The following is a 19,903-nucleotide window of genomic DNA, read 5'->3' as shown; positions in this document are numbered from 1 at the left end:
CAGGATGCGTGCATGACCACCACGACACCGTCCCGGGTCCGACGCACCGCCCTGCCGTGGCCGGCGTTGCTCGCGCTGGGCACCGCGGTCTTCATCACCAGCCTGACCGAGACCCTGCCCGCCGGAGTCCTTCCGGAGATGTCCGCCGATCTCGCGGTGAGCGCCGGCGCGGCAGGGCAGGCCGTCACCGTGTACGCCGCCGGCACCGCCCTGACGGCCGTCCCGCTGGCGGCCGCCACCGCCTCCGTCCCGCGCAAGCGCCTGCTGCTCGGCGCCATGACCGCCTTCCTGGTCGCCAACACCCTCACCGCCGCCGCGCCGGGCTACGCCGTGCTCCTGGCCGCCCGGTTCCTCGCCGGGGTCGCCGCCGGTCTCGCCTGGGCGATCCTCGCTGGCCACGCGCGGAGCATCGCCCCGGCCGGGCTGGAAGGGCGGGCCATCGCCGTCACCATGACCGGGATCCCGCTGGCACTGTCCCTGGGCGTTCCCGCCGGCACCCTGATCGGGGAACACGCGGGATGGCAGGCGGCGTTCGCGGCGGTCTCGGTGGCCACCCTCGCCGTCATCGGCTGGATCGTCCGGTCCGTCCCCGCGGCGCGCCGGCCGGAGCCCGGGGAGGAGGCGAAGGCGACCGTCCTGCGGACCCTGCGGGTCCCCGGCGTCGCCGCGGTCATGACGGTGGTGGTCACCTTCGTGCTCGGCCACACGATCGTCTACGCCTACATCGCGTCCTACCTGCGGCAGGCCGGTCTCGGCCGGTCCACCGGCACGATCCTGCTGATGTTCGGCGCCGCCTGCCTGGCGGGCATCTGGTTCGTCGGGCGCCATGTCGACCGGGGACTGCGGGTGTTGGCGTGGAGCGGGGCGGCCCTGTTCACCCTCGCCACCGCGGCCTTCGCGCTCACCACCGCGCCGTGGGCCGTCGGGGCGGCCGCCGTCGTCTGGGGCCTGGGCTGGGGAGGCGTGCCCACCCTGCTGCAGACCGCCGCCGGCCGGGCCGGCCTGCGGCACGGCCGGGCCGCCGCCGACACCGCGCAGGCCGTCCTCGTCACGTTGTGGAACGTCGCGATGATGCTCGGCGGGATCATGGGCGGTCTCCTGCTCGAGGGCCTCGGCGCGACCTCGGTGGCCGTGGCGGCGGCGGTCCTCGGCGCGACGAGCCTGCTCGTCGTCGCCCTCGCCCGCCGTCACGCCTTCCCCGCGCGCCCCACCGCGCCGCCGGTGCCGGGCGGCGTCACAACGCCCGTGCCGCGTAGGCCCTGACGTCCGCGTCCGGGTCCGTCGTCGCGGAGGACAGGGCGGCCCGGGCGTCCACGACGGCGCGATGCCGGGTCAACGCGGTGACGGCCGACTTGCGGACGTCGGCGTTCGGGTCGGCCAGGGCCTCGGCGAGGGCGGGGACGGCGATGCCGGGGTCCGCGGCGGCCAGGGCGGCCGCGGCGCCGGCCCGCACCTGCCAGGCCGGGTCGGACAGGGCCGCCGCCGAGCGTTCGGCCAGCGGCGCGGGGCAGCCGGTCGTCGCCAGTGCCTCATGGGCGGCCGCACGCACCAGGGCGTCGGGGTCGCCCAGAAGGCCCGCGAGGGCCGGGAGCACCGGCCCGGTTCCGGAACCGGCCGGTGCGGGTTCCCGCGGCTGCCCCGCCGCGACGGAGGCCAGGGCCCTGGCGAGGGCCACCCGGACCTCGCGGGAGGGGTCGGCGGTCGCGGCACGGGCCAGGTCCCCGACGGCGTCGATTGACACCAGGGCACGGACCGCGGCAAGGCGGACCGCGATGTCGGAGTCCGCCAGAAGCCCGGCGAACAGCCGGGCGTCACCGAGGCGCAGGACCCGCAGGACGTCCAGGGCGGTGGCTCGCGCCACCGGGTCGGACGCCGGGAGGGCGGCGGTGAGGCGCTCGCGCAGGGCCGGCTCCGGCTCCAGCGTCTCGACCAGTTCGAGCAGCGAGGCGGCCGCCGCGCCGCGGACTTCGGCGTCGGGGTCGGTGAGCGCGGCGGCCAGGGCGGTCCCGGTTCCCGGCGGTGCGGTCTCCGTGAGGACGGTGACGGCCGTCCGGCGGACCCCGGGCTCGGGATCGGCCAGGTAGGGGGCGAGGTCGTCCAGCCCGGGGTCGGCCTCCGCCAGGGAGAGCAGCGCGAGCAGCCGGGGCGTCACCGCCGCGTCCCTGCCCGAGCCCGAGCCCGAGCCCGAACCGGAGCCCGAGCCCGAACCGGAGCCCGAGCCCGAACCGGAGCCCGTGTCGGAGCCGAAGCCGGAGTCGGAGCCCGAGCGAGCGCGCGCGGAGGCGTCGTGCACGGCCTGTTTCCCGCCTGCCGCGACCGGTGCCACGTCCCGGGCCCCCGCGGTCGCCACCTGCTCGGGGTGGACCTCGCCGAGGTGGCGTGAGGGCCCGCCGACCGGCGCGAAGTCGTCGACCGGCACCAGGTAGGGGGCCACCGGACGGGCCGTGAACTCCATCGCCCCGCCGGGGGACTGCCGCAGATCCAGGTGGTGGAACCAGGACGCGTCGTCCCTGTCCGGGTGGTCGAGACGGTCGTGGTAGAGCCCCCAGCGGGACTCGGTGCGGGCCAGGGAGGCCCGCGCGGCCATCTCCGCGCAGTCGCGGATGAAGGTGACCTCCGCGCAGCGCATCAGCTCGTGGGCGGTGCGGGCCCCCATCGAGGCGATGTCGGCGCGCATCCTCTCGAACGCCTCCAGAGCCAGCGACAGCCGGGCGCCCGACTTCGGGGGAGCGACGTAGTCGTTCACGAAGCGGCGCAGCTTGTACTCGACCTGGGCCTGCGGCGGACCGTCCGGATGGCGCAGCGGACGGTAGATCAGCTCGTGCGCCGCCCGCAGCTGGTCGGCGGGCAACTCTCCCTCGTAGGGCGCGTGGCGCGACGCGTCCGCGCCCGCCAGGTCGCCGAAGACGAAGGCGCCGATCATGTAGTTGTGCGGGACACAGGCCAGGTCCCCGGCGGCGTACAGCCGGGGCACCGTGGTGCGGCCGTGGTCGTCGACCCGCACCCCCGAGGCGGAGTGCCCTCCGCACAGGCCGATCTCGGAGATGTGCATCTCGACGTCGTGGGTGCGGTAGTCGTGGCCGCGGCCCGCGTGGAAGGCGCCGCGGGTCGGGCGCTCCGTCGTGTGCAGGATCGACTCCAGGGCCGAGACCGACTCCTCGGGGAGGTGGCTGAGTTTCAGGTACACCGGTCCCCGGTCCCCGGCCACCTCCGCCGCGAACTCGGCCATCATCTGTCCCGACCAGTAGTCGGAGTCCACGAAGCGCTCGCCGTGCCGGTTCACCTGGTACCCCCCGAACGGGTTGGCGACGTAGGCGCAGGCGGGCCCGTTGTAGTCCTTGATCAGCGGGTTGATCTGGAAGCACTCGATACCGGTGAGCTCGGCGCCCGCGTGGTAGGCCATCGCGTAGCCGTCGCCCGCGTTGGTCGGGTTCTCGTACGTGCCGTACAGATAGCCGGAGGCCGGAAGGCCGAGGCGGCCGCAGGCGCCGGTCGCCAGGATCACCGCCCCCGCGCGGACGGTGACGAACGCGCCCGTGCGCGTGTGGAAGCCGGCCACGCCCACGGCACGGCCCCGCACCGTCAGCACCCGCACCGGCATCACCCGGTTCTCGATCCGGATCCGCTCCCGCATCTCCCGCCGCCGCAGCTGCCGGTACAGGACCTTCTTGATGTCCTTGCCCTCCGGCATCGGCAGCACGTACGACCCGGACCGGTGCACCTGCCGCACGGCGTACTCCCCGTGCTCGTCCTTCTCGAACTTCACCCCGTACGACTCCAGGCGCCGCACCATCGCGTGGCCGAGCGTCGCGGTCTGCCGGACGGTGGACTGGTCGACGATGCCGTCGTTGGCCCGGGTGATCTCCGCGACGTAGTCGTCGGGTTCGGCCCGGCCCGGGATCACCGCGTTGTTCACGCCGTCCATCCCCATGGCCAGGGCGCCCGAGTGACGCACGTGCGCCTTCTCCAGGAGCAGGACGTCCGCGCCCTTCTCCGCGGCGGTCAGGGCGGCCATCGTGCCGGCGGTGCCGCCTCCGACCACGAGGACGTCACAGGTCAGTTCGCCGGCGTCCGCGAGGTCGGGGATCTCGAGGGAAGTGTCCACCAGAGTGCCTTTCAGGAGCCGAGTGCGGTGAGCAGGTCCCGGCGCAGGACCGCGCGGGCCGGGTCGTCGTGGGCGGCGCGCTCCCGCGGACGCGGTACGTCCCGCAGGGCGATGAGCCGGCCGGAGCCGAGGAGGGCCACGCGGTCGCCCAGGAACAGGGCCTCGTCGACGTCGTGGGTCACGAAGAGCACGGTCGCGCCGGTGCCGTGCAGCACCTCCAGCAGCAGGTCCTGCATGCCGGCGCGGGTCTGCGCGTCGAGAGCGCCGAACGGTTCGTCCATGAGGACGGCGCGCGGCCGGCCCGCCAGCGCGCGGGCCAGCTGCGCCCGCTGCCGTTGCCCCCCGGAGACCCGGTGCGGCAGCCGGAGCGCCTGCTCGGTGAGGCCGACCCGCTCCAGCCACGCCTCGGCCTGTTCCCCGCGCCGGGCGCGCGGCATGCCCTGGATGGCCAGCGGCAGCTCCACGTTGGCGCGCAGGGTGCGCCAGGGCAGCAGGGCGTCCTCCTGGAAGACGAGCGCCCGGTCAGCCCCGGGCCCGGTCACCGGCCGGCCGTCCTGCTCCACCACCCCGGCCCGCACGGGCAGCAGCCCGGCCACGGTGCGCAGCAGCGTCGACTTGCCGCAGCCGGAGGCTCCGACGACGGTGAGGATCTCCCCGGGGGCGATGTCCAGGTCGACGCCCGTCACGGTGTGGGCGCCCGGCCGGCCCAGGGTGGCGTCACGAAGGGTGAGGCGGGCACCGGACGGGGCGGGAGAGACGGCCCGCGTCCCGGCCGGCCCGGTGTCAGACGAGGTGCTCACGGCGTGCCTCCTCGGGCTCGACGGCTTCCGGGGCGGGCGACGCGGATGCGGCGGACGCCGGGGCGGCGGGGCCGGGCGCGGACCCGGCACCCGGCACGTACGAGGTGCGCGGCAGCCAGCGCGTCAGGCGACGGCCGGCCAGCTCGACCGCGGTGGAGGTCAGCCAGCCCAGCAGGCCGATGGTGACCATGCCGACGAAGACGCCCGGGTAGTCGACGATCGTGTAGTCCTGCCAGGTGCGGTAGCCGACCCCGTACTGGCCGGAGATCATCTCGGCGGAGATCACACAGATCCAGGACACGCCGATGCCCACCGACAGGCCGCCGAAGATGCCGGGCAGGGCGCCCGGCAGGACCACCGCACCGAGGATCCACCGGCGGCCGCCGCCCATGGTGCGCGTCGCCTCCTCCCACACGGGGCTCAGCGCCCGCACCGCGTGCCGGGTGGAGACGAGGACCGGGAAGAAGGCGGCGGTGCAGGTGATGAAGACGATCCCCTGCTCGTTCGAGGGGAAGAGCAGGATCGCGACGGGGACCAGGGCGATGGCGGGGACGGGCCGCACGACCTCCAGGACCGGGCCGAGCACGTCCTCGGCGAGCCGGGAGCGCGCCACGAGCACTCCGGTGGCCACGCCCAGGACGGCGGCGAGCAGGAAACCGGTCACGATCCGGGTGAGGCTGTCGGTGAGATCGGTCCAGTAGTCGGGGCCGGAGAGCCGGCCGGCGAAGGTCCGGGCCACGTCCGTCACGGTCGGGAACTGCGAGAAGCGCAGCCACAGGTCCACGTCGAGAGCGGTCAGCAGCTGCCACAGGCCCAGAGCCGCTGCCAGGGACCCGGCCCGCAGCGCGAGCCGGCCCGGCCGGCCGGGGTAGCGGCTCATGAGGCGCGTCCCAGGGCGTCCGCGTAGCTGATCAGCCTGGCGCCCTCGTGACCGGCGACGTACGCCCGCGCCGTCTCCGGCGCGACGAAGGGCAGCGACCGCTCGCCGTCCGCCACCCAGACGGCCTTGTCGGCGAACCAGGGGGTACCGGTGGTGGCGTCGGGGACGTAGGCCGCGCGGATGCCGTCCCTGTGCCGCGCGAGATGCACGAGAAGTTCGTCGGGGGAGGCGAACTCCACCGTCCTGGAGGCCCCTTCGGGCCACACCTCGCTCGCCGCGGCCGGCGGGGCGGCCCGCAGCCGCTCGGCGTACCCGGCGCCGAGGGCCTTTTTGACGTACCGGTCGTCGACGAACGAGTCCACGTCGATGTCGCCGGTCAGCTTCGCCGCCTTCAGGATCGCCACGTCCTCTTCGAGCGCGGAGACCAGCTGCGGCTTGACGGACGGGTCGAAGGTCGCGATGCCGTGGGCTCCGTTGTAGAGGTAGACGACCTCGGCCGGCAGACCCGTCGCCTCGGCGACCTTCTCCGCGGCGTCCACCGGGTGGGCGTCGAGATAGTCGGTCGCCTCCGCCTGGGCCCTGAGGTACGCCTCCAGAACGGCCGGACGCCGCTCGGCGAAGTCCGCGCGGGCGGTGACGCCGTGGAAGGTGGGCAGGTCGAGCTGCGCGCCGTCGTACAGCGCCTTCGCCTTGCCCTGGTGGGCGAGCAGCCCGGGCCAGGCGACGAACTGCGACAGCGCGTCCGCGCTGCCCGCCGCGAGGGCCGAGGCGCCCACCGCGGGCTGCTGGTTGAGCTTCTCGATGTCCCGTGCGGGGTCGAGGCCCGCCTGCCGCAGGGCCCGCACCAGGGTGCCGTCGGCGGCGGATCCGACGCTGGTGGAGACCTTCGCACCCTTCAGGTCCTTCAGCGAGGTGAGCTTCGATCCCGGGGCCACGACGACCGTGTTGAGGCCGCCCTTGAGGTTGTAGCCGGTGACCGAGACCAGGTGGGTGGGCCGGTTCAGCTGCTTGCCCCGGGCCGCGTTGATGAGCAGGGGGAAGTCGCCCATCGAGCCGATGTCGATCTTCCCGGCGGTCATCTGCGCGGTGATGGGCGCGCCGGTGGCGAAGTCCTGCCACTCCACCTTGTACGTGGTGCCGTCGTCGAGGGCCTTCAACTGCTTCTCGAAGTGGCCGAGGGAACGCAGGAGGGTGCCGGCGGTGACCGTGTTGATGGTCTTCGACTGGTAGCCGACGGTGACGGTGACCGTGGAGGAGCCGTCCGCCTCGGCGCTGCCGCCGCAGGCGGACACAGGGAGCAGGAGGACGCCCGCGGCGAGCGCGACCGCCGGACGTCTCAGGAGAGTCGTGGTCATGGGAATGCGGGCCTCTCAACGCAGCAGGTAGGGCATGTCGACCGTGACGGCGCCGGTGGGACACCGGGCCGCGCACGGGCCGCAGTACCAGCACTCGTCGACGTGCATGTAGGCCTTGCCGCTGGTCTCGTCGATGGCGAGGGAGTCCAGCGGGCACATGTCCACGCAGAGCGTGCAGCCGGCGATGCACTTCGTGGCGTCGATGGTCACGGGCACGTCGGCCCGTTGGGGCACCAGGGGCATGGCTGTCTCCGGGAAGGTCGTGCGGTACGGGACGGGGGAGGGCTACAGGGAGCGGTGGAGCCGGCCGCTCATCGAGATGCGGTCACCGCGGAAGCGGATGAACTCCAGGTCGACGGGGCGTCCGTCGCAGAGATGCGTGAGGCGCTCCAGCATCAGCACGGCGGCACCGCGCGGCGCCTGCAGCACGGTGGCGGAGTGCGCGTCGGCGCTGACCGCCTCCAGGGTGATCTCGGCATGGCCGAGCGCGCGGCCGGTGACGGTCTCCAGCAGGCGGAAGACGTCGGTGTTCTCCAGGTCGGCGCCGAGCAGTTCGGTGCCGATGTCGAGGGGGATGTACGTGAGGTCGAGGGAGAGCGGGAGGCCGTTCAGGCGCCGCAGACGTTCGATGTAGACGACATCGGCGCCGGGCGCGACGCGGAGGCGTTCGGCGACCAGGGCGGGCGCGGGGAGGAGACCCACGGTGCGGACCTCGTTGGTGACGTGCCCGTGCTCGTGAAGGGTCTCGGCGAGACCCATCAGGCGGTCGAGGCCGTGCGGGTACTTCTGGGCGACGACCACGGTGCCGACACCGGGAAGGCGTTCCACCAGCCCTTCCGCGCGCAGGAGGTCCAGCGCGAGGCGGACGGTGTTGCGCGAGACCCGGAACTCCTGGGCCAGGTCCGACTCGTGCGGGAGGGTCCCGTCCGGACAGCCGCCCGTGAGGAGCTGACGGCGCAGCAGGTCGGCGAGCTGGCGTGCGCGGTCCGCGCGCAGCCGGCGCCGGGTGCGCTGGGCCGCGACGGTGGGCGCGCCCTGGCCGGCGTGGTCCCGGACGCGGTCGGTGGGTGGCATGGCCCGAACCATAACGATCCGATGCGGATCGTGGTGTTGCCGCAGTATTGCGCCACTTCCCGGCCTGGCCGTCACCTGGATGACCTGGGCCTTCGGGGCGCGGACCAGAAGATCTGCCTCTTCGGGCGGACGAACCTTCGCGCGGTGCGCGTCGAACGAACCGGGCCTCCGCTCCGTCGTCGTACAGGGGAGGCCGACAGGTCCCCCGGTGGCCGGGAGAGGGAGGACGGGCGATGGGCACGGGAGCATCGGCGCGGAAGCGGCGCGTGCGGGGCGTGGCGGTGGTGGCCCTGTTGGCGGCGGTGGCCGGCTGCACGAGCGGGGGACGGATCGAGCGGACGCGGACGGAGGGCGGACTCGGGGCGGGCGGTGAGGCCGGCGCGAAGTGCGTCTACGTCGTCGAGTTCGAGGGCCGTTCCTATCACGAGGCCGGGGACCCGGAGTTCACGCCCGGCGAGGCCATCGGCACCGGGCTGGTGCCGGTGTGCGACGACGGCGGGGCGGGCGCGGGGGAGAAGCCCGAGGAGGTGACCGTCCGGGAGGTGGAGGGCGTGGCCCCGGAGACTGCCCTGGCGGTGACCCGGACCCCGGGCGACGTCGTGCTGGTGGCGGTCCCCGGGGCGGACCTCCGGTAGCCGGCCGTCGTCCCCCGATCCGTGGCGCTTCGAAAATTTCGGACTCGTCTTGCGCTCAAATAACCAGATCTGCAAGCAAGTTGGGCGCGGACGAGGTGCAACCGGCCGGTGATGGTGTGTAGTTTGCCATCTGCTCGACAGACACCTGTGCACCGCCGCCCAGTCGTATCCGAGACCCCGAGGTCCTCATACATGATCGAGATACCGGAGCTGGCCTTCGGCTGCCTGGCCGCCGGGACGGCGGGCGCCTTCGCGCTGGGAGGGGGCCTGTGGCGCTCCAGGCGGGAACAGGACCGGCTCCGGCGGGAGACGGCCGGGCTGCGCCAGCAGGCCGAGCAGTCCCTCCGGGCCGGGCTCGAGGAGGCCGAGCGGGTCCGTCAGGCGTTCACGGCCGAGCTGGAGCACCTCGTCGCCCGGCGGATGCCGGCCGAGGCCACCCGCGCCACCCACCCGCACGTCCCGGTGCCCGGACCGGCCGGCACGGCGGGAGCCGCGACCGAACCGGTGCTGGAGGCCCTGCGCGCCGCGATCCTGAAGGAGCGCAAGCGCGTCGACGCCGCCGCCTGCGCCGGGATGCGCGGCGCCACCCGGGAGATCCAGGCGAGCCTGTACCGCCTTCAGGACCTCCTGCACGGCCTCCAGGAACGCTACGACGACCCCGAGCTGGCGCAGGTCCTCTTCACCCTCGACCACGAGAACGAGCAGTCGCTGCGCCGGGCCCAGGTCACCGCCGTGGTCTGCGGGGCGTGGGTGGGACTGGCCCGCGAGGAGTCCCACCTCGTCGACGCCGTCACCGGAGGGCAGGCCCGGCTGGCCGGCTACCGCCGGGTCAGGCTCCACAACCACCTCCTGCCCGGCACCGCGCTGGTCTCCCACGCCGTGGAGCCCGTCGCGATCATCGCCGCCGAGCTCATCGACAACGCGCTGCGGCACTCCTCGCCGGAGACCTCGGTGGTCGTCAACCTCGAACACGTCGACAACGGCGTCGCCGTGACCGTCGACGACGCGGGCGTCGGCATGTCGCCCGACGAGAGGGCCGCGGCGCAGCGCATGGTCGCCGGCACCGACCCGATCCTCTTCTCCGACCTGGGCGACCCGCCCCGGATGGGCCTCGCCGCGGTCGGGCAGCTCACGCGCCAGTTCGACCTCGCGGTGGACCTCTCCTCGCGGTCCCCGTACGGGGGAGTGCGGGCCGTCCTGCTGGTCCACGGCCACCTGCTGAGCCACATCGACCCGGAGCTGCGCCCCGCCGCCGCGAGCGCGTCCCCCTCCACCCGCACCGGAGAGGTGCCCAGACCGCGCCTGCCCGAGGACGACGGGGAGCCCGCCCACGACCGGGCCGCGTCCGGGCCGGACGCGCCGGCCGCCGACCCCGCCCGCCCGGAGCCCGCCGCCGAGGACCTTCCGCGCCGCCGTCGCCGTCAGGTGTCGCCGGACCAGGCGGCGCTGATCCGGCCGAGCGCGGCCGAGGCCGCCGCCCCCGCCCGTTCGCCCGAGGAGTGCGCCGCAGCCCTGGGCGCCCTCCAGTCGGCGACCGCCGCCGCCCGTGAAGCGGCCCGAACCGAAGGGACCGATCCCCGATGACGAACCGCGAGACCGGTGACAGCGCGTGGGTCCTCGACCCGATCCTCGAGGTCCCGCACGTGAAGGCCGCCGTGCTGCTCACCCGGGACGGCCTGGTGTCCGGCTTCTCCGAGGCGCTCACCCAGGACTCGGCCGACCGCGTCGCCGCCATCACCTCCACCGTGCAGGGCGCCTGCCGCACCGCGGCCGCCGCGTTCGCCGACATGCCGGCCGCCCAGCTGCGGCAGGTGGTGATCGAGTCCGACCACGGCTACATCCTGGTCGCGCCCACCGACTACGGCACCTGCGTCGCCGCGTTCGGCGACCCGGAGGTCCGGCTCGACCTGCTCGGACACCGCGTGCACTCGCAGGTCGCCCGGCTCGGCGAGAAGGTGATGGCCGCCGCGCCCCGCGCGGCCGAGGGCGGCGCCTCCCAATGAGGGGGCACAGAGCCGGCCGGCCGCTGGTGCCCGCCTACCTCTCCACCGAGGGGGTGGCGCGGCCCAGCCGCAACAGCCTGGAGCGCCTGTCGGTGCTCACCTCCACCGCCGGCCCGGACCCCGGCGAGCTGCCGCCCGCCCAGCAGGCGCTGCTGGGCGAGCTGGAGGGCGGCTCGCTGACCGTGGTGGAGGCGGCGGCGCTGCTGCGCCTGCCGGTCTCCGCCGTCCGGGTCCTGTCCGCCGCCCTGATCGACCAGGGGCTGGTGACGGCGCGCCCGCCCGTCCCGTCCGCCGGCCAGCCCGACCACGACCTGCTGAAGAGAGTCGCCGATGGCCTCCGCGCCCTCAAGCTCTGACGTATCGCCCGCCGGGAGCCGGGTCCTCGACGACGCCGTCCGGGCCGGGGACCTCCATCTCCCCGCCGCCGCCAAGGAACTGGTGAAGATCGTCGTCGTCGGCCCGTTCGGCGTCGGCAAGACCACCCTGATCGACTCGGTCTCCGAGATCCGCCCCCTGCACACCGAGGAACACCTCACCGAGGCGTCCGTCGCCGTCGACGACCTCGACGGCGTCCGGGACAAGCGGACCACCACCGTGGCCATCGACTTCGGCCGGATCACCCTCGGCGAGGAGACCGTCCTCTACCTGTTCGGCACCCCGGGGCAGGAACGCTTCCGCGCGCTGTGGGCCGACATCGCCTACGGGGCGCTCGGCGCCCTCGTGCTCGTCGACAGCCGTCGCCTCGACGCCTCCTTCGACGTCCTCGGCCTGGTCGAGGAGTCGGGGCTGACGTACGCGGTCGCGGTCAACACCTTCCCCGACTCCCGCCGTTACCCCGAGGAGCAGTTGCGGGAGTCCCTCGACCTGGCGCCCGACACCCCCCTGGTGGAGTGCGACGCCCGGGACACCCACTCCTCCGTCGACGCGCTGCTCGCCCTGGTGGAGCACCTGATCGACCTCGACGCCCGCGCGACGGCAGGACAGGTGCGCCGATGACCACGTATCCCGCCCCCTCGGAGTCCTTCGAGCGCTCCGCCCCGGTGCGGCTGTGGGAGGACGGCTTCGCCGCCGACCCGCGCCGCTCCTACGAGGCGCTGCGCGCCCAGGGCTCGGTCGGCCGGGCCGAACTGGCTCCCGGCGTACCGGCGTACGTGGTCACCGACCGCAAGGCCGCGCTCGACATGCTGCACGACGAGAAGACCTGGACCCGCGACCCGCGTGCCTGGCAGGAGACGGTCCCCGAGGACCTGCCCGTCCTCGGCATGATGCGCTGGCGTCCCAACACCCTCTTCTCCGACGGCGAGCAGCACGTCCGCTACCGCACCGCCCTGCTCGACGCCTTCGCCCTGGTCGAGCCGCACGACCTGCGCGAGCGGGTGATCCGGGCGGTGCACATCCTGGTCTCCCGGTTCGGGCCGAGCGGCGAGGCGGACCTGGTGCGCGACTTCGCCCGCCCGCTGATGACGCTGGTCTTCAACAGCCTCTTCGGCTTCCCCGAGGGCGAGGCCGACCGGCTCAACGACGCCATCGGCGCGCTGATGGAGGGCGGCGAGGCCGCCGCCGTCGCCGAGGCCGAGTACGGCAGGTACGTGCTGGACCTGATCGCGGCCAAGAAGGCCAGGCGCGGCGACGACCTCACCAGCCGGCTGCTGGACCACCCGCTGGAGCTCACCGTCGAGGAGGTGACCTGGCAGGTCTTCCTCACCCTCGGCGCCGGCCACGAGCCCTCCACCAACCTGGTCACCAACGCGCTCTCCCGCATCCTCGGCAACCCGGCGTACTACTCCACCCTCACCAGCGGCTCCCGCCCCGTGCGCGACGCCGTCCTCGAGGTGCTCCGCTACGAGACCCCGCTCACCAACTACGGCGTGCTCTACGCCCGCGAGCCGGTCAGCTTCCACGGCGTGTGGGTGCAGTCGGCGGTGCCGGTCGTCGTCTCCTACGGGGCGCTCGCGATGTTCGCCGAGGAGCAGCACGGCGGCGCCCACCACCCACGCGACGCCTCGCACCTGTCGTTCGGCGCCGGTCCGCACACCTGCCCGGTCAAGCAGGAGAGCCTGCTGATCGCCACGGAGGCGATCGAGCGGCTCACCCAGTGGCTCCCCGACATGGAGCCCACCGTGCCCCGCGACCGGCTGACCTGGCGGCCCGGCCCCTTCCACCGCTCCCTCGTCGCCCTGCCGGTCCGCTTCACCCCCCGCACGCCCGACCGCCCCGCCGGGCTGCCCGGCGACCGTCCGACCACCCAGACTGGAGCCCGAGCATGACCACCACGCCCCCGCGCGTGCCCATCGACCCCTTCGGTTCCGACATCGTCGCGGAGAGCGCGCGGCTGCGGGCCATGGGACCGGTCGTCCCCGTGGAGCTTCCCGGCGGCATCCCGGCCTGGGCGCCCACCGGGTACGACGCGCTGCGGACGCTGATCCTGGACCCGCAGGTCAGCAAGGACCCGCGCAGGCACTGGCGGCTGTGGCCGGAGGTCGGCGAGCACCCGGAGTGGGCGTGGGTACTGGGCTGGATCGGCGTGGTCAACATGCTCTCCACCTACGGCAGCGACCACACCCGGCTGCGCCGCCTGGTCGCGCCCAGCTTCACCGCCCGCCGCACCGAGGCGCTGCGCGGCCGGGTCGAAGCCGTCGCCGCCGAGCTCCTGGACGCGATGGAGAAGCAGGGCCAGGACGGAGCCGTCGTCGACCTCAAGGAGGCGTTCGCCCACCCGCTGCCGATGCAGATCATCTGCGAGCTGTTCGGCGTGCCCGACGAGCTGCGGCAGGACGTGGTCGAACTGGTCGCGGCGATCATGGACACCACCGACCCGAGCGCCGAGCACGCGGCCTTCGTGCAGCAGCGGATCGGCACGGTGATCCCCGCGCTGATCACCCACCGCGCGCAGCACCCCGGCGACGACCTCACCACCGAGCTGATCCGGGTCCGCGACGAGGAGGGCGACCGGCTCAGCGACGAGGAACTCCTGTTCACGCTGCTGCTGGTCATCGGCGCCGGCTTCGAGACGACGGTGAACCTGATCGCCAACGCGGTGGTGGAACTGCTCACCCATCCCGAGCAGCTCGCCGCCGTCCGCGCCGGGCGGATCGACTGGGACCAGGTCATCGACGAGGTGCTGCGCGCCCGCCCGTCCATCGCCTCCCTCCCGCTCCGGTTCGCCGTCTCCGACGTCACCGTGGGCGGCGTCACCATCCCCGCCGGGGACGCGATCCTCACCACCTTCGGCGCGGCCGGCTCGGACCCGGAGCACTACGGGGAGACGGCCGACGCCTTCGACGCGGCCCGCTCGGCCGACGACCACCTGTCCTTCGGCATCGGCGTCCACCGCTGCATCGGGGCCCCGCTGGCCCGCATGGAGGCCCGCACCGCGCTCTCCGCCCTCTTCGACCGCTTCCCCGGCCTGACCCCCGCCTTCGGCGACGGCGACCTGACGCAGGTGCCGTCCTTCATCGCCTACGGCTGGCAGACGGTCCCGGTCCGGCTCGCCGACTGACGGCCTCGTCGTTCGCTCGCCCCCGGGGTACCCGCCCCGGGGGTTCTTCGTGTCCGGGGTGCTCCCGGACCCGGCGCGGACCGGCGCTCGGCGGCGTCCGGATACCCCCGGGGGTACTCGTGTTACAGTCGAATGCATACCCAGGGGGGTAATTTTCCAGGGAATTTTCAGGAAGGGAGCGACCGCGTGTTCTTCGTCGACACCATCGAGCTCGAGGGCCTGGGCAACCGGCATTACCTGGCCGGCGGTGAGCGGGCTGCTGTGGCGGTGGATCCGCCGCGGGACATCGATCAGGTGCTGGCGGCGGCCGCGCGGCGTGGTGTGCGGATCACGCATGTGGTGGAGACCCACGTGCACAACGACTACGTCACCGGGGGGCTGGAGCTGGCGCGGATCACCGGCGCCGTCTATCTGGTGCCCGCGGGGGCGAACGTGTCGTTCTCGCGGACCCCGGTGGCCGACGGTGACTCGGTGAGGGTCGAGGACGGACTGGAGCTGCGGGCGGTGGCGACCCCCGGTCACACTCCGCACCACACCGCGTACGTGCTGGCCGAGCGGGGCACGCCGGTGGCCGCGTTCACCGGTGGTTCGCTGCTCATCGGCACGGTGGGCCGCCCCGACCTGGTCGAGCCGCGCCTGACGGAGGAGCTGGCGCGCGCCCAGCATGCTTCCGCGCACCGGCTGGCCGGTGAGCTTCCCGACGAGACGGCGGTCCTGCCCACCCACGGGTTCGGCAGCTTCTGCTCCTCCGCGCAGGCGGAGGGGGAGAGCACCACGATCGGCCGGGAGAAGAGCGCGAACACGGCGCTCACCACCGATGTGGACTCCTTCGTCGCCGAGCTCCTCGCCGGGCTCGAGGACGTTCCCGCCTACTACGCGCACATGGGTCCGGCCAATGCCCAGGGCCCGGCCCCGGTGGATTTGACGCCGCCTGCTGTCGCGGACGCCGCGGAGATCGCGGCCCGGCTCGCGGCGGGCGAGTGGGTCGTCGACCTGCGCAACCGGGTCGCCTTCGCCGAGGGGCACGTGGCGGGGTCGTTCAACTTCGACGCCGAGGGAAAGATCGCCACCTACCTGGCCTGGATGATTCCCTGGGGCAAGCCGGTGACCCTGCTCGCCGAGTCCGCGCAGCAGCTGGCCGCCGCCCAGCGTGAGTTGGTGCGGGTCGGCATCGATCGGCCCGCCGCGGCCGCGACCGGCGGCCCGCAGGAGTGGGCGGGCGAGGGCGCCGAGCTGGCGTCCTTCCCGCGCTCCACCTTCGCCGGCCTCGCAGAGGAGGACAAGGACGGGATCGTCGTCCTGGACGTGCGCCGCGACTCCGAGCGGGCCGGCGGGCACGTCCAGGGATCGGTCCACATCCCGATCCACGAGCTGCACAAGCGGCTCGACGAGGTGCCCGCGGGCACCGTGTGGGTGCACTGCGCCGGCGGCCTGCGCGCCGGGATCGCCGCGTCCCTGCTGGACGCCGCCGGGCGTGACGTGGTGGCCGTCGACGACGGCTTCGACTCCGCCGTCCAGGCAGGCCTGACCGTCACCGCCGGCTGAGCCGGCCCCGCCGGCCGGCTCCCGAGCACCCCCTCCCTGATCTCCCGAGGTTCGTGATGTCCCTATTCCCTGACGGCGCGCACCGCGTCGCCGTCGACGAGGCCGAGCGATGTACGCGGGGCGCCGACGCCCCGGCCGTGCTGCTCGACGTACGTGAGCAGACCGAGTGGGACGCCGGTCACGCGCCCGGCGCGCTGTTCGCACCGCTGTCCGCCCTGGCCGACGGGGCGCCCCTGCCCGCCGCGGCCCAGGGCCGGCCCTTGGTCGTGATCTGCCGCAGCGGCAACCGCTCGCAGACGGCGGCGCGGCTGCTGACCGCTCGCGGCGAGCGGGCGGTGGACGTCGTGGGCGGCATGCGCGACTGGGCGGCCGCCGGCCACGCGGTCGTCGACGGACGAGGAAACGACGGCTCCGTCGCATGACTGTTCTCCTCCTCGCACTCCTCGCCGGCGCGGTCGTCGGCCTGGCCCTGGGCGGCCTGGGCGGCGGCGGCAGCGTCCTGGCGGTGCCCGCCCTGATCTACCTGGCCGGCTTCGGCCCGGCCGAGGCGACCACCGCCAGCCTGATCATCGTCACGCTGACCTCGCTGACGGCGCTCGCCGGGCACACGCGCGACGGCAACGTGGCCTGGCGGACCGGACTGCTGTTCGCCGGCGCGGGCGTCGTGCCCGCGGCACTCGCCGGAGCCGCCGCGGGCCACCTTCCGCAGGCCGTGCTCACCCTCGCCTTCGCCTTCGTCGCGGCGGGCGCGGCCCTGCGCATGCTGCGGCCCGCCCGCGCCGCCACGACCGGCGAGGTCCGCCCCGGCAAGGCCGGCGCCGCCGGCGCCGGGCTCGGCGCGGTCACCGGCTTCCTCGGCGTGGGCGGCGGCTTCCTCGCCGTCCCCGCCCTGGTCGGCGTGCTGCGCCTGCCGATGCGCCGGGCGGTCGGCACCAGCCTGCTGGTCATCGTGATCAACTCGCTGGCCGCGCTCGCCGCCCGGGCCGGCAGCGGCCTGCAGCTCGACTGGGCGGTCGTCGCCCCCTTCACCGCCGCGGCGGTCCTCGGCGCGTGGGACGGCAAGCGCCAGGCCAAGAAGCTCGCCGGCCCGACCCTCCAGCGGGTCTTCGCCTACCTGCTCCTGGCCGTCGCCCTGCTCATGCTCGTCGACACCTTCGTCTGACCGGTCCCGCGGCCCCGCCACGGCGACCGGACACCCACCCCTCCACCCGCATCCACCCCGCTTCCGCCCCGAAGGACGGCCCCCCATGACCACTCCCGTCTCCCTCGACTCCCGCGAGGCCCGTTCCCGCCTGGACGAGCTCACCGTGATCGACGTCCGCACGCCCGGCGAGTACGCCGGCGGGCACCTCCCCGGCGCGATCAACATCCCCCTGGACCAGCTCGGCCGCGCCCTGCCCGACATCCGTGACGCCGCCTCGCGCGGCGAGGTCCTCGTCGTCTGCGCCTCCGGCGCCCGCTCGGAGAACGCCTGCCGGACGCTCGCCCAGAACGGCGTGCACGTCGCGACCCTCGCCGGCGGCACCGGCGCCTGGGTTCAGCAGGGCCACGAGATCGACCGCCCGCGGCAGAGCGCGGGCGGCAGGACCTGGGCCATGGACCGCCAGGTCCGCCTCACCGCCGGCTCCCTCGTCCTGCTCGGCCTCCTCCTCGGCCTCCTGGTGCACCCGGCCTTCCAGCTGCTGTCGGCGGGCATCGCCGCCGGACTGGTCTTCTCCGCGGTGACCAACACCTGCGGCATGGCCGCGATGCTCGCCAAGCTCCCCTGGAACCGCCCCTGCGGAGCCGACCTCGACGCCTCCCTGGCCCGCCTCCGCCGGAGCTGACCCACAGCTCCCGGTGGAACGGCGAGGGCGGGCCCCCACGGGACCCGCCCTCGCCTTCCGTCGCACCCGGCCGCCTCGAGGACGCCGGACCCGGTGGGTCAGGAACCGACCCTCCGCTTGTTCCACACGTCGAAACCGACCGCCACCAGCAGCACCGCGCCCTTGATCACCTGCTGCCAGTCCGTGCCGATGCCGACGAGGTTCATGCCGTTGTTCAGCACGCCCAGGACCAGGCCGCCGATGATGGCGCCCAGGACGGTCCCCACGCCGCCGCTCATCGACGCGCCGCCGATGAAGGAGGCGGCGATCGCCTCCAGCTCGAAGTTCACGCCGGCCTTGGGCGAGGCCGCGTTGAAGCGGGCCGCGAAGACCAGGCCGGCCAGCGCGGCGAGCATGCCCATGTTGAGGAAGACCAGGAAGGTGACCTTCCTGTCCTTCACACCGGACAGCTTGGCCGCCGGAAGGTTGCCGCCGATGGCGTAGATGTGGCGGCCGATGATCGCGTTGCGCATCACGTAGCCGAAGCCGGCCACCAGCACGCCGAGGATCAGCAGGACCACCGGGGCGCCCTTGTAACTGGCCAGGAGCAGCGTCGCGACCAGTACCGCGGCGGCCAGCGCCACCAGCTTGAGGACGAATGCCGGAGTGGGCAGCACCTCCAGGGCGAACTCCCGCTGACGGCGCCGGTCCCGTATCTCCTGAAGCACCACCACGGCTATCAGCCCGAGCCCCAGCAGCAGGGTGAGGTTGTGGTAGTTCGTCTCCGGGCCGACCTCCGGCAGGAAACCGTTGGCGATGTTCTGCAACCCGCGCGGGAAGGGGCCCAGCGTCTGGCCCTGCAGGAAGATCTCCGTCAGCCCGCGGAACAGCAGCATCCCCGCCAGCGTGACGATGAACGACGGAATGCCCACGTAGGCGATGAAGAAGCCCTGCAACGCCCCCGCGGCCGCGCCGAGCAGCAGGCACAGCAGCACCGCCAGCGGCCACGACACCGAGTTCTCCACCATCAGGACGGCGGCGACGGCCCCCACGAAGGCGGTCAGCGACCCGACCGACAGGTCGATGTGCCCGGAGATGATCACCAGCATCATGCCGACGGCCAGCACCAGGATGTAGCTGTTCTGCAGGACCAGATTGGAGACGTTGCGGGGCAGCAGCAGGTCGCCGTCGGTCCAGACCGCGAACAGCGCCACGATCAGACCGAGTGCGAACAGCATGCCGTACTGCCGCATGTTGCGGCGCATGCCGTCCAGCACCAGCCGCGCCAAGCCCACCGTGCTCATCGTTCCTCCGCCTCTCCCGCGCCGGCGGGCCCGCTTCCCTTGCCGCCCCCGTTCCGGTCCGCCGTCATGCACCGCATCAACGCCTCCTGGGTGGCCTCCTCGCGGAGGAACTCACCGGTCAGGCGGCCTGCCGCCATGGTGTGGATCCGGTCGCACATGCCGATGAGCTCGGGCAGTTCGGAGGAGATGAACACCACCGCCTTGCCCTCGGCCGCCAACCGGTCGATCACCGTGTAGATCTCGTACTTCGCGCCCACGTCGATCCCGCGGGTCGGCTCGTCCAGGATCAGGACGTCCGGCCCGGCGAAGATCCACTTGCTGAGCACGACCTTCTGCTGGTTGCCGCCGGACAGCCGGCCCACCGTCTCGAAGACCGTGGGGGTACGGATGTTCATCGAGGTACGGAAGCCCTCGGCGACCCGCCGCTCCTCGTGCTCGTCGACCACCCCGTGCCGGGCCACCTTGCCGAGCGCGGTCAGCGAAACGTTCCGGCCGACCGTGTCGATGAGGTTGAGCCCGTAGTGCTTGCGGTCCTCGGTGACGTAGGCGATGCCGTGCCGCACGCACTCGGGCACCGTGCGGGTGCTGATCTCCTGGCCGTCCTTGAGGACGGTGCCGCCCGCGTGGCGCCCGTAGGAGCGGCCGAAGACGCTCATCGCGAGCTCCGTGCGGCCCGCCCCCATCAACCCCGCGATGCCGACGATCTCACCGCGCCGGACCCGCAGGGACACCCCGTCGACCACCTTGCGGTGCTGGTCGATGGGATGGTGCACGGTCCAGTCCCGGATCTCCAGGGCCGGCCTCTCCTCCTCGGCCGGGGCGGCGTACCGGGTCCGCTCGGGGAAGCGGTGGTCCAGGTCGCGGCCCACCATCCCCGCGATGATCCGCTCCTCGGTGG

At 73.8% G+C, this 19,903-nt stretch carries 20 protein-coding genes; 12 read left to right on the top strand and 8 right to left on the bottom strand.

Features of this window, described 5'->3' with window-relative positions; genetic code table 11:
* Window positions 1-12: 12 nt before the first annotated feature.
* Complete coding sequence (locus ACFRAV_RS27525) at window positions 13-1,263, top strand: MFS transporter (protein WP_382559221.1); 1,251 nt, start codon at window positions 13-15, stop codon at window positions 1,261-1,263.
* On the opposite strand, the gene ACFRAV_RS27520 is transcribed toward ACFRAV_RS27525, so the two are convergent.
* From ACFRAV_RS27520 to ACFRAV_RS27495, 6 genes are read right to left on the bottom strand one after another with little or no spacing between them, the layout of a single operon-like run.
* Window positions 1,235-4,105 carry a fumarate reductase/succinate dehydrogenase flavoprotein subunit gene (locus ACFRAV_RS27520; protein WP_382559219.1) on the bottom strand — a complete coding sequence of 957 codons (2,871 nt, stop codon included), beginning with the start codon at window positions 4,103-4,105 and terminating at the stop codon, window positions 1,235-1,237. The genes ACFRAV_RS27525 and ACFRAV_RS27520 overlap by 29 nt on opposite strands.
* An 11-nt stretch (window positions 4,106-4,116) precedes the next feature.
* On the bottom strand, window positions 4,117-4,905 hold the full coding sequence (locus tag ACFRAV_RS27515) for an ABC transporter ATP-binding protein (protein WP_382559217.1): 789 nt from the start codon (window positions 4,903-4,905) through the stop codon (window positions 4,117-4,119).
* Window positions 4,889-5,785: an ABC transporter permease gene (locus ACFRAV_RS27510; RefSeq protein WP_382559215.1), complete on the bottom strand. Its 897-nt coding sequence runs from the start codon at window positions 5,783-5,785 to the stop codon at window positions 4,889-4,891. The genes ACFRAV_RS27515 and ACFRAV_RS27510 overlap by 17 nt, the downstream gene beginning before the upstream one ends.
* Window positions 5,782-7,140, bottom strand: a complete 1,359-nt coding sequence (locus ACFRAV_RS27505) for an ABC transporter substrate-binding protein (protein ID WP_382559213.1) — start codon at window positions 7,138-7,140, stop codon at window positions 5,782-5,784. Before ACFRAV_RS27505 ends, ACFRAV_RS27510 begins: the two co-directional genes overlap by 4 nt.
* A gap of 15 nt (window positions 7,141-7,155) precedes the next feature.
* Window positions 7,156-7,383: a ferredoxin family protein gene (locus tag ACFRAV_RS27500; RefSeq protein ID WP_351111456.1), complete on the bottom strand. Its 228-nt coding sequence runs from the start codon at window positions 7,381-7,383 to the stop codon at window positions 7,156-7,158.
* 42 nt (window positions 7,384-7,425) lie between these two features.
* Window positions 7,426-8,214 (bottom strand): GntR family transcriptional regulator, encoded by a 789-nt coding sequence (locus ACFRAV_RS27495; RefSeq protein WP_382559211.1) that lies wholly within the window; start codon window positions 8,212-8,214, stop codon window positions 7,426-7,428.
* A 233-nt stretch (window positions 8,215-8,447) separates the two neighbouring features.
* Here ACFRAV_RS27495 and ACFRAV_RS27490 point away from each other — a divergent pair, with 233 nt between their 5' ends.
* From ACFRAV_RS27490 to ACFRAV_RS27440, 11 genes are all read left to right on the top strand, one after another.
* Entirely contained in the window at window positions 8,448-8,849 is a 402-nt protein-coding gene (locus ACFRAV_RS27490; protein WP_382559209.1) for a DUF6281 family protein, read from the top strand.
* 192 nt (window positions 8,850-9,041) lie between these two features.
* Window positions 9,042-10,433, top strand: coding sequence for an ATP-binding protein (locus ACFRAV_RS27485; protein WP_382559207.1), 1,392 nt, complete (start codon window positions 9,042-9,044; stop codon window positions 10,431-10,433).
* Complete coding sequence (locus tag ACFRAV_RS27480) at window positions 10,430-10,852, top strand: roadblock/LC7 domain-containing protein (RefSeq protein WP_382559205.1); 423 nt, start codon at window positions 10,430-10,432, stop codon at window positions 10,850-10,852. Before ACFRAV_RS27485 ends, ACFRAV_RS27480 begins: the two co-directional genes overlap by 4 nt.
* Window positions 10,849-11,208, top strand: coding sequence for a DUF742 domain-containing protein (locus tag ACFRAV_RS27475; protein ID WP_382559203.1), 360 nt, complete (start codon window positions 10,849-10,851; stop codon window positions 11,206-11,208). Before ACFRAV_RS27480 ends, ACFRAV_RS27475 begins: the two co-directional genes overlap by 4 nt.
* Window positions 11,183-11,848 carry an ATP/GTP-binding protein gene (locus ACFRAV_RS27470; RefSeq protein WP_382559201.1) on the top strand — a complete coding sequence of 222 codons (666 nt, stop codon included), beginning with the start codon at window positions 11,183-11,185 and terminating at the stop codon, window positions 11,846-11,848. The genes ACFRAV_RS27475 and ACFRAV_RS27470 overlap by 26 nt, the downstream gene beginning before the upstream one ends.
* Window positions 11,845-13,119 carry a cytochrome P450 gene (locus ACFRAV_RS27465; protein ID WP_382559199.1) on the top strand — a complete coding sequence of 425 codons (1,275 nt, stop codon included), beginning with the start codon at window positions 11,845-11,847 and terminating at the stop codon, window positions 13,117-13,119. The genes ACFRAV_RS27470 and ACFRAV_RS27465 overlap by 4 nt, the downstream gene beginning before the upstream one ends.
* The gene (locus ACFRAV_RS27460) at window positions 13,116-14,351 is read left to right on the top strand and encodes a cytochrome P450 (protein WP_382559197.1); all 1,236 of its coding nucleotides are present in this window, start codon (window positions 13,116-13,118) and stop codon (window positions 14,349-14,351) included. The genes ACFRAV_RS27465 and ACFRAV_RS27460 overlap by 4 nt, the downstream gene beginning before the upstream one ends.
* A gap of 186 nt (window positions 14,352-14,537) precedes the next feature.
* The gene (locus ACFRAV_RS27455; RefSeq protein WP_382559195.1) at window positions 14,538-15,896 is read left to right on the top strand and encodes a rhodanese-like domain-containing protein; all 1,359 of its coding nucleotides are present in this window, start codon (window positions 14,538-14,540) and stop codon (window positions 15,894-15,896) included.
* A gap of 56 nt (window positions 15,897-15,952) precedes the next feature.
* The gene (locus ACFRAV_RS27450; protein WP_382559193.1) at window positions 15,953-16,318 is read left to right on the top strand and encodes a rhodanese-like domain-containing protein; all 366 of its coding nucleotides are present in this window, start codon (window positions 15,953-15,955) and stop codon (window positions 16,316-16,318) included.
* Window positions 16,315-17,058 (top strand): sulfite exporter TauE/SafE family protein, encoded by a 744-nt coding sequence (locus ACFRAV_RS27445; protein WP_382559191.1) that lies wholly within the window; start codon window positions 16,315-16,317, stop codon window positions 17,056-17,058. Before ACFRAV_RS27450 ends, ACFRAV_RS27445 begins: the two co-directional genes overlap by 4 nt.
* A gap of 85 nt (window positions 17,059-17,143) precedes the next feature.
* On the top strand, window positions 17,144-17,722 hold the full coding sequence (locus ACFRAV_RS27440; protein ID WP_382559189.1) for a rhodanese-like domain-containing protein: 579 nt from the start codon (window positions 17,144-17,146) through the stop codon (window positions 17,720-17,722).
* Window positions 17,723-17,820: 98 nt separating this feature from the next.
* On the opposite strand, the gene mmsB is transcribed toward ACFRAV_RS27440, so the two are convergent.
* Complete coding sequence (gene mmsB, locus ACFRAV_RS27435; protein WP_382559187.1) at window positions 17,821-19,005, bottom strand: multiple monosaccharide ABC transporter permease; 1,185 nt, start codon at window positions 19,003-19,005, stop codon at window positions 17,821-17,823.
* Window positions 19,002-19,903, bottom strand: a 902-nt coding sequence (locus ACFRAV_RS27430) for an ATP-binding cassette domain-containing protein (protein ID WP_382559185.1), incomplete at its 5' end; no start/stop codon positions are given. The genes ACFRAV_RS27430 and mmsB, both read right to left, overlap by 4 nt.

The organism is Streptomyces sp. NPDC056600 (assembly GCF_042792855.1).
In the GTDB taxonomy this organism is placed as follows: domain Bacteria; phylum Actinomycetota; class Actinomycetes; order Streptomycetales; family Streptomycetaceae; genus Streptomyces.
This window is presented reverse-complemented; position numbering and strand designations above follow the sequence as displayed.

Bases quoted from the DNA above. Each gene is read 5' to 3' on its own strand.
- ACFRAV_RS27525 (WP_382559221.1), top strand. From the start codon at position 13: ATGACCACCACGACACCGTCCCGGGTCCGACGCACCGCCCTGCCGTGG.
- ACFRAV_RS27510 (WP_382559215.1), bottom strand. From the start codon at position 5,785: ATGAGCCGCTACCCCGGCCGGCCGGGCCGGCTCGCGCTGCGGGCCGGG.
- ACFRAV_RS27505 (WP_382559213.1), bottom strand. From the start codon at position 7,140: ATGACCACGACTCTCCTGAGACGTCCGGCGGTCGCGCTCGCCGCGGGC.
- ACFRAV_RS27500 (WP_351111456.1), bottom strand. From the start codon at position 7,383: ATGCCCCTGGTGCCCCAACGGGCCGACGTGCCCGTGACCATCGACGCC.
- ACFRAV_RS27495 (WP_382559211.1), bottom strand. From the start codon at position 8,214: ATGCCACCCACCGACCGCGTCCGGGACCACGCCGGCCAGGGCGCGCCC.
- ACFRAV_RS27490 (WP_382559209.1), top strand. From the start codon at position 8,448: ATGGGCACGGGAGCATCGGCGCGGAAGCGGCGCGTGCGGGGCGTGGCG.
- ACFRAV_RS27485 (WP_382559207.1), top strand. From the start codon at position 9,042: ATGATCGAGATACCGGAGCTGGCCTTCGGCTGCCTGGCCGCCGGGACG.
- ACFRAV_RS27480 (WP_382559205.1), top strand. From the start codon at position 10,430: ATGACGAACCGCGAGACCGGTGACAGCGCGTGGGTCCTCGACCCGATC.
- ACFRAV_RS27475 (WP_382559203.1), top strand. From the start codon at position 10,849: ATGAGGGGGCACAGAGCCGGCCGGCCGCTGGTGCCCGCCTACCTCTCC.
- ACFRAV_RS27470 (WP_382559201.1), top strand. From the start codon at position 11,183: ATGGCCTCCGCGCCCTCAAGCTCTGACGTATCGCCCGCCGGGAGCCGG.
- ACFRAV_RS27465 (WP_382559199.1), top strand. From the start codon at position 11,845: ATGACCACGTATCCCGCCCCCTCGGAGTCCTTCGAGCGCTCCGCCCCG.
- ACFRAV_RS27460 (WP_382559197.1), top strand. From the start codon at position 13,116: ATGACCACCACGCCCCCGCGCGTGCCCATCGACCCCTTCGGTTCCGAC.
- ACFRAV_RS27450 (WP_382559193.1), top strand. From the start codon at position 15,953: ATGTCCCTATTCCCTGACGGCGCGCACCGCGTCGCCGTCGACGAGGCC.
- ACFRAV_RS27445 (WP_382559191.1), top strand. From the start codon at position 16,315: ATGACTGTTCTCCTCCTCGCACTCCTCGCCGGCGCGGTCGTCGGCCTG.
- ACFRAV_RS27440 (WP_382559189.1), top strand. From the start codon at position 17,144: ATGACCACTCCCGTCTCCCTCGACTCCCGCGAGGCCCGTTCCCGCCTG.
- mmsB (WP_382559187.1), bottom strand. From the start codon at position 19,005: ATGAGCACGGTGGGCTTGGCGCGGCTGGTGCTGGACGGCATGCGCCGC.